The sequence below is a fragment of the Sphingomonas sp. PvP055 genome, assembly GCF_040546365.1.
Lineage (GTDB): Bacteria > Pseudomonadota > Alphaproteobacteria > Sphingomonadales > Sphingomonadaceae > Sphingomonas > Sphingomonas echinoides_A.
This window is the reverse complement of record NZ_JBEPNS010000001.1, coordinates 425974-436929: the sequence shown is the minus strand read 5'-3', so window position 1 is coordinate 436929 and position 10956 is coordinate 425974. Positions and strand designations below refer to the sequence as shown.

11 protein-coding genes are annotated in these 10956 nt (G+C 66.9%); 8 read left to right on the top strand and 3 right to left on the bottom strand.

Features of this window, described 5'->3' with window-relative positions; genetic code table 11:
* Positions 1 to 71: 71 nt before the first annotated feature.
* Complete coding sequence (locus ABIC16_RS02170) at positions 72 to 1778, bottom strand: class I adenylate-forming enzyme family protein (RefSeq protein ID WP_354289876.1); 1707 nt, start codon at positions 1776 to 1778, stop codon at positions 72 to 74.
* A 78-nt stretch (positions 1779 to 1856) separates the two neighbouring features.
* On the opposite strand from ABIC16_RS02170, the gene lgt reads away from it, so the two are divergent.
* The 6 genes from lgt to ABIC16_RS02140 all read left to right on the top strand — a co-directional run bounded on the left by lgt (position 1857) and on the right by ABIC16_RS02140 (position 7057).
* Complete coding sequence (gene lgt, locus ABIC16_RS02165; RefSeq protein WP_354289875.1) at positions 1857 to 2753, top strand: prolipoprotein diacylglyceryl transferase; 897 nt, start codon at positions 1857 to 1859, stop codon at positions 2751 to 2753.
* 62 nt (positions 2754 to 2815) lie between these two features.
* Complete coding sequence (locus ABIC16_RS02160) at positions 2816 to 3880, top strand: class I SAM-dependent methyltransferase (protein WP_354289874.1); 1065 nt, start codon at positions 2816 to 2818, stop codon at positions 3878 to 3880.
* Positions 3877 to 4386, top strand: a complete 510-nt coding sequence (locus ABIC16_RS02155; RefSeq protein WP_354289873.1) for a GNAT family N-acetyltransferase — start codon at positions 3877 to 3879, stop codon at positions 4384 to 4386. The genes ABIC16_RS02160 and ABIC16_RS02155 overlap by 4 nt, the downstream gene beginning before the upstream one ends.
* Positions 4383 to 5162: a peptidoglycan editing factor PgeF gene (gene pgeF, locus ABIC16_RS02150; RefSeq protein ID WP_354289872.1), complete on the top strand. Its 780-nt coding sequence runs from the start codon at positions 4383 to 4385 to the stop codon at positions 5160 to 5162. The genes ABIC16_RS02155 and pgeF overlap by 4 nt, the downstream gene beginning before the upstream one ends.
* 77 nt (positions 5163 to 5239) lie before the next feature.
* Positions 5240 to 6589 (top strand): cystathionine gamma-synthase family protein, encoded by a 1350-nt coding sequence (locus ABIC16_RS02145; protein WP_354289871.1) that lies wholly within the window; start codon positions 5240 to 5242, stop codon positions 6587 to 6589.
* Between the two features lie 69 nt (positions 6590 to 6658).
* A complete protein-coding gene (locus tag ABIC16_RS02140; protein WP_354289870.1) occupies positions 6659 to 7057 on the top strand; it encodes a DUF2147 domain-containing protein in 399 nt (132 codons plus the stop codon).
* A gap of 19 nt (positions 7058 to 7076) precedes the next feature.
* On the opposite strand, the gene nadB is transcribed toward ABIC16_RS02140, so the two are convergent.
* On the bottom strand, positions 7077 to 8663 hold the full coding sequence (gene nadB, locus ABIC16_RS02135; protein ID WP_354289869.1) for an L-aspartate oxidase: 1587 nt from the start codon (positions 8661 to 8663) through the stop codon (positions 7077 to 7079).
* Positions 8664 to 8838: 175 nt separating this feature from the next.
* On the opposite strand from nadB, the gene ABIC16_RS02130 reads away from it, so the two are divergent.
* A complete protein-coding gene (locus ABIC16_RS02130; RefSeq protein ID WP_354289868.1) occupies positions 8839 to 9468 on the top strand; it encodes a LysE family translocator in 630 nt (209 codons plus the stop codon).
* 34 nt (positions 9469 to 9502) lie between these two features.
* Here the strand turns inward: ABIC16_RS02130 and ABIC16_RS02125 are convergent, their stop codons facing one another.
* Entirely contained in the window at positions 9503 to 10426 is a 924-nt protein-coding gene (locus ABIC16_RS02125) for an ABC transporter ATP-binding protein (protein WP_354289867.1), read from the bottom strand.
* Between the two features lie 289 nt (positions 10427 to 10715).
* On the opposite strand from ABIC16_RS02125, the gene ABIC16_RS02120 reads away from it, so the two are divergent.
* Positions 10716 to 10949, top strand: a complete 234-nt coding sequence (locus tag ABIC16_RS02120; protein WP_277971431.1) for a zinc-finger domain-containing protein — start codon at positions 10716 to 10718, stop codon at positions 10947 to 10949.
* Positions 10950 to 10956: the final 7 nt, after the last annotated feature.

The window sequence follows — 10956 nt, the reverse complement described above, 5'->3', positions numbered from 1 at the left end:
GATCCCGCGGGGGAAAGCGCGGGGCGCGGGGGAGGCGGTCACGCCTCCGTACCGTTCCGCCGTCGACGGCCTCAGGCGGCCACCCCCGCCTGTTCCGCCGCGGCGATCGCACGATAGGTCGCGCGCAGGCTGACCTTGTCGATCTTCTCGGTGCCCAGGCGTGGCAAGGCGGTCTCCACGATCCAGATCCGCTGCGGGACTTTGAATGCGGCGACATGCGCGAACAGGAACGCGCACAGTTCGTCGGTGCTGACGCGCGCATCCGCGCGGACCTGGACGACCGCGCCCGGTACTTCGCCGTACCGTTCGTCGGGCAAGCCGAATACCGCCGCCTCCGCCACCGCGGGATGCTGGTAGATTGCTGCCTCGACTTCCTGGCAGGAGATATTCTCGCCGCCGCGGATGATGATGTCCTTCTTGCGGTCGACGATGAACAGATAGCCATCCGCATCGAGATACCCGATGTCGCCAGTCAGAAAGTAGCGGTCGGGGGTGAAGGCGGCGGCGGTCGCGTCGGGACGGCCGTAATATGCGCGAAAATTGCAGATCGAGCGGATCGCGACTTCGCCGCGTTCGCCCTGCGCCACCGGGCGTCCGTGATCGTCGAGGATCGCCAGATCGACCAGCGGCGCGGAGGGACGTCCGGTCGAATTGGGTTTGGCGAGGTAATTGTCGCGGAAATTGCCGCAGCCGATGCCGTTGGTCTCGGTCAGGCCATAGCCGAGCAGCGGCTTCGGCCCGCCCATTTCGTCCGCGATCCGCCGGACATGCTCGACCGGACGCGGCGCGCCGCCCGCTGCGAAATCGGTGACGCTCGACAAATCGTAGGCGGCGCGATTGGGATGGGTCAGGATCTCGAAGCTCATCAGCGGCACGCCAACGAAGTAGCTGACGTGCTCCGCCTGGATCAGCCGCATCGCTTCCTCGGCATCCCATTTGGGCATCAGCACCAGCTTGCGGCCCATCGCAAAGCTCTGGAGGAACACCGGGACTTCCGCGGTGACGTGGAACAAGGGCACGTTGAGCAGCGTCGCGGGCTGGCCGTCTGGCGGGCTGCCGTCCTGCGTCGTGATGCTCAGCATCACCAGCGCCTGCGCGAGGTAATTGTACACGCCCTGCGTCACCGCGCGATGATCGCTGATCGCGCCCTTCGACTGGCCGGTCGAGCCCGAGGTGAACAGGATCGTCGCGGGGTCCGTGGGAGCGACCACCGGGAGCACGACGTCGGCCGGATCGAGCCCGGCGAGTGCCTGATCGAGCGGCAAGTCGTCGTCCACCGTCACGACCGGGACGCCGAGCCCGTCGATCGCGCCGATCCGGCGGGCGCGCGGGGGGTCGGCGAAGACGAGGCTGCATTCGACATCGGTCATCGCCGCGCCGAGTTCCTCCGCCTGCCACCAGCCGTTGAGCAGCGTGGCGACGCCGCCCGCCATCTGGATCCCCATGTACAGCACGATCCACGACGGCGAATTGCGCATCGCGATCCCGACGCGGTCGCCCGGCCGGATGCGATACGACGCGACCAGCGCCTGCGCGACGCACACCGCGGCGTGATGGACCTGCGCGAAGGTGAGGCGCTCCGCCCCCGCGACGAGGAAGGTCTTGTCGGCATGCTCGCTGCAATAATGCGCGAAATAGGGCGGCAGCGTCTGCGGCACGCCGGTGATGACCGGGAGCTCCAGACCATCGACCGCGACCGTCGCGACCGCGAGCGGGCCACCCGGCCCAGTCAAGGCGGCGAGGGTCGCATCCATGCGGCCGTCCAATATGCTCGGCATCCGTCTCTCCATTCTGTCTTGTCGCTTGGTCTTGTCGCCAGTCGCCATTATGGAGGCGCAAATCCCAGGGGAAAAGCCTTGATCCTGACTGCCGCTCTACCCCTGCTCGCCGAGGCGACGACCGCTGCCGCCGGAACGCATTTGCGGTTCGAGGACCTGCACCTCAATCCGGTCGCGCTCGACCTCGGCTTCTTCCAGATCAAATGGTACTCGCTCGCCTATATCACCGGGATCCTGGTCGGCTGGTGGTATCTGCTCAAGCTGATCGCGCAGCCCGGCAGCCCGATGGCGCGCCGGCATGTCGACGATCTGGTGTTCTACGCCACGCTCGGGATCATCCTGGGCGGGCGGATCGGCTATGCGATCTTCTACGCGCCCGACATGCTGCTCAGCCCGTGGCGGCTGATCCGGCTGTGGGATGGCGGCATGTCGTTCCACGGGGGCATGATCGGCACGTCGATCGGGATCATCCTGTTCGCGCGGAAAGAGAAGCTCGACTGGCTGCGGATCCACGATTATCTCGCCTGCGCGGTGCCGTTCGGGCTGTTCTTCGGGCGGATCGCGAATTTCATCAACGGCGAATTGTGGGGCAAGCCCTCCAACGTCGCCTGGGCGATCATCTTCCCGCGCACCGGCAACGACGTCCCGCGCCACCCAAGCCAGTTGTACGAAGCGGGGCTCGAGGGGATCGCGCTGTTCGCGATCCTGTGGTTCGCTTTCTGGCGGACCAAGGCGCGCTACGAGCCGGGTCGGTTGGTCGGGCTGTTCCTGGTCGGCTACGGGCTCGCGCGGTTCACGGTCGAGTTCTTCCGCGAACCCGATTCGCAATTCAGCGGCACCTTCTTCGCGACGACGATCCACATGGGCCAGGTGCTGACGCTGCCGATGATCATCGGCGGGCTGTATCTGGTCGCGACCGCCAAGGGCCGGCGCCAGCGCGTGGTGCCGATCGCGGGGGATACGAGCGTCGCCTGACGTTCGGTCCCCCCTCCACCACGCTTGCGGACCACGACGCGGGCGGGCATTGCGCCCCAACGATGACCGACGACGCTTCCACGCCCCCCCCAACCGCCCCCCTCGCCGACCGACTCGCCCGCGCGATCACGCTCGCCGGGCCGATCTCGATCGCGCAGTTCATGGCAGCGGCGAACCAGCATTATTATGCGACGCGCGATCCGCTCGGCGCGGGCGGGGATTTCACCACGTCGCCTGAAATCAGCCAGATGTTCGGCGAGCTGATCGGACTGTGGGCCGCCGACCTGTGGGACCGCGCCGGACGCCCCGACGCTGCCTGGGTCGAGCTGGGCCCAGGACGCGGCACCTTGTCCGCCGATGCGCTCCGCGCCGGGCGCAAGGCGGGGTTCGTGCCGCCAGTGCATTTCGTCGAGACCAGCCCGGTCCTGCGCACTGCGCAGAAGGAGCGCGTCGCGGATGCGACGTGGCATGATTCGATCGACACGCTGCCGACCGATCGCCCGCTGATCGTTGTCGCCAACGAATTCTTCGACGCGCTCCCGATCCGTCAGCTCGTCAAGGGCGCGGGCGGCTGGTTCGAGCGGCTGGTCGCATGCCAGGACGTTTTGTTCCTGCCGATCGCGGGCAAGCAAGTCCCAGACGGCGTCATCCCCGAGGCGCTGCGCGACACCGCCAACGGCGCGGTGATCGAGACCTCGCCCGCAAGCGTCGCGATCCTGCGCGGCCTTGCGCAGCGGATCGTGACACAAGCCGGCGCGCTGCTGATCGTCGATTACGGCTATAACGGCCCGGCGATCGGCGACACGTTGCAGGCGGTGCGCGGCCACGCCTTCGCCAACCCGTTTGACGCCCCCGGCGAGCAGGACCTTACCGCGCACGTCGACTTCGGCACGCTTGGTGCAGCCGCGCTGGTCGAGGGTGCGCGGGTCGAAGGTCCGGTCGACCAAGGCGCGTTCCTCACCGCGCTCGGCATCGACGCGCGCGCCGCCGCGCTCAGTAAGGCAGCACCCGACCGCGCGGACGGGATCTCCGCCGACAAGGCCCGGCTGACCGAAGCGATGGGCACACTTTTCCAGGTCCTTGCGGTGTCGGCGCCCGGTTGGCCGCAACCCGCGGGGTTCCAATGATTCAGTATCGCGACGCTCGAACGATCGACGGCCCCGCGCTCGCCGCGATGGCACGCGAATCGTTCACCGAGACGTTCGGCACGCTGTACGATCCAAAGGATCTCGGCGCTTTCCTCGACGAGGCGTTCGGCCCGAACGGCTTGCCGTCGCAACTCTCCGATCCCGATTTCGCGATCCGCCTCGCGCTCGACGACGGCAAGATCATCGGCTTCGTCAAGATGGGGCCGGTCACCTTCCCGGGCGAATGGCGCCCCGATGCGATCGAACTCTACCAATTCTACGTGCTCCGCCCGTGGCATGGCCGCGGCGTCGCGCAGGAAATGATGGCCTGGGCGCTCGACCATGCGCGCAGCCACGGCGCGCGTGAGGTGATCCTCAGCGTCTATGTCGACAACCACCGTGCGCACCGTTTCTACGAACGCTACGGTTTCCGCGACATCGGGCGGATCGCGTTCCGCGTCGGCACGACGGTCGATGACGACAATCTGATGCGGCTGGTGCTGTGATCGCGCCGCCGGTGATCCGCACCGCGGCGCTGGACGGCGTCGCGCATGGCTTCCTCGGCCGCGAAGGCGGTGTCTCGACCGGGCCTCATGGGGGGCTCAACGTCGGGCTCGGATCGGACGACGATCCCGCGGCGGTTGCGGAGAACCGCGCACGCGCGACCGCCGCGGTGCTGCCGGGATCACGGCTCGTCACGCTGTACCAGGTCCACTCGGGCGATTGTATCACCGTCACCGCGCCGTTCGATGGAGACCGACCACGCGCGGATGCGCTGGTAACCGATCGTCCCGGGCTCGCGCTCGGCATTCTCACTGCGGATTGCGCGCCGGTGCTGTTCGCCGATGTCGCGGCGGGCGTGATCGGCGCCGCGCATGCGGGATGGAAAGGCGCGATCGGGGGCGTCACCGATTCGACGATCCTCGCGATGGAATCGCTCGGCGCCCGGCGCGACCGCATTACCGCAGCGATCGGTCCGTGCATCGCGCGGGCGAGCTACGAGGTGGACGACGCGTTCGCACGCCGGTTCGAAACGGACGATCCTGAGAACGAACGGTTCTTCGCCCCCGCCCGCGCGGGGCATCACCAGTTCGATCTGGAAGCCTATGTCGTGCACCGGCTTGCCAGCGCGGGGATCCGACGGATCGCGGCGCTCGGGCTCGATACCTATGCCGACGAGGAGCGCTTCTTCAGCTTCCGTCGCGCGACGCATCGCGGCGAGCCGGACTATGGCCGGCAGATTGCGCTGATCGGCCTTCCCACGGAGACGGACCGCGCCTGAGCGCGCCGAGATGGTATCAAATGACACTATCCCGCGTTACGAAGGCGCATATTCCTCAGTAAGGCAGGACCAATTCCATGGCGCAGACCCCCACTCCCCCGATCGACGCGACCGGCGCGGACGAAGCCGACCTGACCGGCGTCGCGCCGCGCACCAAGGCCAAGCCCTCGGTCGAGAAGATCGGTGATCGCAAGCTCAAGCCGTCCACGCTGATGATGGGCCATGGCTATGATCCGATGCTGTCGGAAGGCTCGCTGAAACCCCCGATCTTCGCCACCTCGACCTACGTCTTCCCCAATGCCGCCGCAGGCAAGCGTCACTTCGAGGGCGTCACCGGCAAGCGGCCGGGCGGGTCGCAGGGCCTCGTCTATTCGCGTTTCAACGGTCCCAATCAGGAGATCCTCGAGGATCGTCTCGGCGTGTGGGAAGAAGCCGAGGACGCACTCGTCTTCTCCAGCGGCATGTCCGCGATCGCCACGCTGATGCTGTCGATGGTCAAGCCCGGCGACACGATCGTCCATTCAGGTCCGCTCTACGCCGCGACCGAAACGCTGATCGCGCGCATCCTCGGACGCTTCGGGGTCCAGTGGCTCGATTTCCCGGCAGGCGCGACCCGCGAGGAGATCGACGCGGTGATGACCAAGGCGGCGACCGGCAATGTCGCGCTGATCTATCTCGAAAGCCCCGCCAACCCGACCAACGCTTTGGTCGACATCCAGGCGGTGCGCGCGAGCCGCGACGCGATCTTCACCGGCGAGAACAAGCCGCCGATCGCGATCGACAACACCTTCCTCGGGCCGCTCTGGCTCAAGCCGCTCGAACATGGCGCGGAGATCGTCGTCTATTCGCTCACCAAATATGCCGGCGGGCATAGCGATCTGGTCGCGGGCGGGGTGCTGGGTTCCAAGGAGCACATCAACACGATCCGGTTGATGCGCAACACGATCGGCACGATTTGCGACCCCAACACTGCGTGGATGCTGATGCGCAGCCTCGAGACGCTCGAACTGCGCATGAGCCGCGCGGGCGAGAATGCGGTCAAGGTCTGCGCCTTCCTGCGCAGCCACCCCAAGGTCGAGCGCGTCGGCTATCTCGGCTTCCTCGCCGACACCCCCGGCATGGAGCGTCAGGCCGACATCTACGCACGCCATTGCACCGGCGCGGGCTCGACCTTCTCGCTGATCGTCAAGGGCGGCGAGACCGAAGCGTTCGCCTTCCTCGACGCGCTCAAGATCGCCAAACTCGCGGTCAGCCTCGGCGGGACCGAGACGCTCGCGTCGCACCCGGCGGCGATGACGCATCTGTCGGTGTCGGACGAACGCAAGCAGGCGCTCGGGATCACCGACAATCTCGTGCGCATCTCGATCGGCGTCGAGGATCCGGACGATCTGATCGCCGACTTCGCACAGGCACTCGATTCGATCTGACGCGTTCATCCCCGACTCAGGCGGGTGTGCTTAGGCGCATCCGCCGGATCTTCGTGGAAGGCGATCAACATGCGAGCTTATGTGATGGCGGCGGCGGCTCTGGCCGCGTTGCTCCCGGTGGCGGCGAGTGCCGCTGCGCCCAAGGGCGTGTGGACCAACCCGCGCAAGAGCGTGCGCGTGGCGTTCCAGCCGTGCGGCGACGCGATCTGCGGCAAGGTGATCGCCGCGACCCCGCAAGCCGAGGCGGATGCCAAGCGCGGCGGTGGCGCGCCGCTGGTCGGCGCGATGCTGTTCCAGGATTTCCGCCAAGGCGAATCGGGGATGTGGTTCGGCTCGGTGCTGGTGCCCGATCTGGGGCAGACGATCTCGGGAACGATCCGGCAGGTCGATGCCAATACGCTGGTCGGCGAGGGCTGCGTGATCGCCAACATCGGGTGCCGCACGCAGACGTGGACGCGCGTGAAATAATCCCGCGCGCCGGACCGCGTTACGGCACCAGGATCGTATCGCGTGCCTCCGGCAGCAGGTCGGGATAGTCGAGCGTGTAATGCAGCCCGCGCGACTCCTTTCGGGCGAGCGCCGAGCGCACGATCAGGTCTGCGGTCTGGAGCAGGTTGCGCAGTTCGATCAGATCTGGCGTGACGCGGAAGTGGCCGTAATAATCGTTCACTTCCTCGGTCAGCATCCGAATCCGGTGCTGTGCGCGCTCGAGCCGCTTGGTCGTCCGCACGATCCCGACGTAATTCCACATGAACCGGCGGATCTCGGTCCAGTTCTGCTTGATGACGACTTCCTCGTCCGAATCCTCGACCCGGCTTTCGTCCCACGCGCGGATCGGCGGGGGTTCGGGGAGGTCGTCCCAATGCTCGGCGATATGCTGCGCGCACGCCTCGCCGAACACGAAACATTCGAGCAGCGAATTGGAGGCGAGCCGGTTCGCGCCGTGCAACCCGCTCTCGCTGCATTCGCCCGCGGCATAGAGGCCGGGCAAGTCGGTCCGCCCGTCGAGATCGACGACGATTCCGCCGCAGGTGTAATGCTGTGCCGGCACGACCGGGATCGGATCGGTCGTCATGTCGATCCCCAGCCCCATCAGCTTCTCGTAGATGTTGGGGAAATGTTCGCGGATGAAGTCCGGGCCCTTATGGCTGATGTCGAGGTGGACGTAATCGAGCCCGAGCCGCTTGATCTCGTGATCGATCGCGCGCGCGACGATATCGCGCGGTGCAAGCTCGGCGCGCGGGTCGACGTCGGGCATGAAGCGATAGCCGTTTTCCGGCAGCAGCAAGTGCCCGCCCTCACCGCGCACGGCCTCGGTGATCAGGAAATTCTTGACGTCGAGATTGTAGAGGCAGGTCGGGTGGAACTGCATCATCTCCATGTTGGAGACACGGCACCCAGCGCGCCACGCCATCGCGATGCCGTCGCCGGTCGCGCCGCGCGGCGCGGTCGAGAACAGATACGTCCGCCCCGCGCCCCCGGTCGCGAGGATCGTCGCGCGCGCAGTGTACAGTTCGACGCGGCCGGTGGCGCGGTTGACCGCATAGACCCCCCAGACATGCCCCGCGCCCGAATAGCGCTCCTCATGCCGCCCGGTCGCAAGGTCGATCGCGACCATATCGGGGACGAGTGTGATGTTGGGATGCTCGGTCGCGGCGCGCTGCAACGCTTCCTGCACCGCCCAGCCGGTCGCATCGGCGACATGGACGATCCGGCGGTGCGAATGCCCGCCCTCCCGCGTCAGATGGAGCCCGCCGCCCTTGTCGGCATGTTCGGTCGCGAACGGGACGCCGAGTTCGACCAGCCGCGCGATCGCCGCGGGCGCGCGTTCGACCACCATCTCGACCGTCGCGCGGTCGTTGAGGCCCGCGCCCGCGATCATCGTGTCCTCGACATGGCTTTCGAAGGTGTCGCCTTCCTCCAGAACCGCGGCGATCCCGCCCTGCGCCCACGCGGTCGAGCCTTCGTTGAGCTGCCCCTTGGCGAGCACGGTGACCTTGAAGCGATCCGCCAAATTGAGCGCGGCGGTGAGCCCGGCCGCGCCAGACCCGATGATGAGAACGTCGGACTGCATCGCTACTCCACTTCCCGCCCTGGCGGCGTGCCGCGGCGGACCGACGTCATACGCCTGTCACAGCGGCTGGTATCGGGATTTACGGGCCTTGCCTAGCGGAAGGCGGGATGGTGTTGCGTAGGGCTGCGCTGCGGTCTAGCGACGCGGCTCATCCCAGCCGCGGCGGACCTCGACGATGACCCTGCACACTTGGTGGCTGTTTACCGGCGCGGTGTTCCTGCTGTGCGGGACGCCCGGGCCCAACATGCTCCATATCCTGTCGCGCAGCGTCGAGCTGGGGCTGAAGCGCAGCGTCGCGGCGATGGCGGGGTGCCTGCTTGCGCTGGTGCTGGTGCTCACCGCCTCGGCGGCGGGGGTGACGACGCTGCTGCTCGCGGTGCCGGGCGCGTTCGACGTGCTGCGCTATGCGGGGGTGGCGTATTTGATCTACCTCGGGATCAAGGCGTGGCGCAGCAACGTGACGCCGATCGACGTCAGCGAAGGCGAATTGCCGCGTACGCTGTCGCTCCGCGCGCTGTTTCGCGGCGGGTTCGCGATCGGGATCAGCAACCCCAAGCTGATCCTGTTCGCCGCCGCCTTCTTTCCGCAATTCGTCGATCCGGCGTTCCCCAAGCCGCCGCAATTCGCGCTGCTGGTGGTGACCTTCGCGGTGCTGGAGAGCTTCTGGTACGGCGTCTATGCGCTCGGCGGGCGGTCGCTGGCGGGGTATCTCGAGCGGCCTGCGGTCAAGCGGCTGTTCAACCGGGTGACGGGGGTGATCTTCATCGGGTTCGGGCTGGCGCTGCTGCGGACGCGCCATTCGTGAGGGTATTGGCTGTAGCGGCAGGCGGCAGCCGCAACTAGGCGTTCGCCGCGCGCGTCAGGTTGAGGAACACGTCCTCCAGATCCGCCTCGCGCGTCGACACGTCGACGATGCCGTAGCCGTCCGCCTGCACCGCGGCGAGCACTTCGCCCGCGTTGACCTTGTCCTTGGCGTAGGTGATCGCGAGCGTCCGTGTCCCCTTCAGTTCGATCTTCTGGAAGCACGCGTTGGCGGGCGTGACAGCAACGTCGCGGTCGACCGTCACCTCGACCATCTTTTCGGTCGCCTTCGCGAGCAGGTCGCGGGTCGGTTCGTTGGCGATCACCTTGCCGTGGTTGATGATCGCGATCCGGTCGCACAATTCCTCGGCTTCCTCGAGGTAATGCGTCGTCAGCACCACCGTCACCCCCGCCTCGTTGAGCGAGCGGACATAGGCCCAGAGTTGCTGGCGCAGCTCGATGTCGACACCCGCGGTCGGCTCATCGAGCACCAGCACGGGGGGCGAGTGGACCATCGCCTTCGCCACCATCAGGCGGCGCTTCATGCCGCCCGAGAGCGTGCGCGCATAGGCGTTGGCCTTGTCCTCGAGATGCACCGCGCGGAGCAATTCCATCGAGCGGCGCTTCGCCTTCGGGACGCCGTACAGCCCGCCCTGGATTTCGAGCGTCTCGAACGGTGAGAAGAACGGGTCGAACAGGATCTCCTGGTTGACGATCCCGATCGACGCCTTGGCGTTGCGCGGGTGCTGATCGATGTCGAAGCCCCAGATCGACGCGGTCCCGCCGGTCTTGTTGACCAGCCCTGCGAGGATGTTGATCAGCGTGGATTTTCCCGCGCCATTGGGGCCGAGCAACCCGAAGATGGTCCCGCGCGGCACATCGAACGACACGTCGTCGAGGGCCTGCTTGCCGCCTTTGTAGGTCTTGCTCAGGTTGGCGATGGAGATGGCCGCTTCCGTCATGCCGGCTGCTGTACGGGGGCGGGCGGCTGGCGGAAAGGGTAAAACCGTATGTCGGGCACGCGTTTCCCCTTCTCCGTTCGTGCTGAGGTGCGACCGGGTAGCCCCCGCTCGGGGACGTATCGAGGGCGCGTATCGAAGCACGGTTGCGCTCGATGTCCTTCGATACGCGCCCTCGATACGGCTTCGCCTACTCGGTCGCACCTCAGGACGAACGGGAGGTGGGTAGGAAGATCATCCCCCCACCCAAACACACGTTGAAGCTTCCCCCCCGGCTTGCTATCGCGACCGCATGATCGCCCCGCCAGAAATCCTCCGCGTCACCCATGCCCGCAACGTCTGCGACGGCGCGACCGACATTCCCGGCGGCGCGAGCCTCGGCCATCCGCGCGTGTTTCTCGAGATCGACGAGACCGGCTATGTCGATTGCGGCTATTGCGATCGCCGCTTCATCCTGATCGGCGGACCCGCCGACGGTGTCGATCAGGCAACGCTGCATGATCATGGGGATGGCGCAGGCCGCTGAGCCTCCT

Coding starts and splice junctions, on each gene's coding strand:
- ABIC16_RS02170 (WP_354289876.1), bottom strand. CDS start 1,778: ATGCCGAGCATATTGGACGGCCGCATGGATGCGACCCTCGCCGCCTTG.
- ABIC16_RS02160 (WP_354289874.1), top strand. CDS start 2,816: ATGACCGACGACGCTTCCACGCCCCCCCCAACCGCCCCCCTCGCCGAC.
- ABIC16_RS02155 (WP_354289873.1), top strand. CDS start 3,877: ATGATTCAGTATCGCGACGCTCGAACGATCGACGGCCCCGCGCTCGCC.
- ABIC16_RS02145 (WP_354289871.1), top strand. CDS start 5,240: ATGGCGCAGACCCCCACTCCCCCGATCGACGCGACCGGCGCGGACGAA.
- ABIC16_RS02140 (WP_354289870.1), top strand. CDS start 6,659: ATGCGAGCTTATGTGATGGCGGCGGCGGCTCTGGCCGCGTTGCTCCCG.
- nadB (WP_354289869.1), bottom strand. CDS start 8,663: ATGCAGTCCGACGTTCTCATCATCGGGTCTGGCGCGGCCGGGCTCACC.
- ABIC16_RS02130 (WP_354289868.1), top strand. CDS start 8,839: ATGACCCTGCACACTTGGTGGCTGTTTACCGGCGCGGTGTTCCTGCTG.
- ABIC16_RS02125 (WP_354289867.1), bottom strand. CDS start 10,426: ATGACGGAAGCGGCCATCTCCATCGCCAACCTGAGCAAGACCTACAAA.
- ABIC16_RS02120 (WP_277971431.1), top strand. CDS start 10,716: ATGATCGCCCCGCCAGAAATCCTCCGCGTCACCCATGCCCGCAACGTC.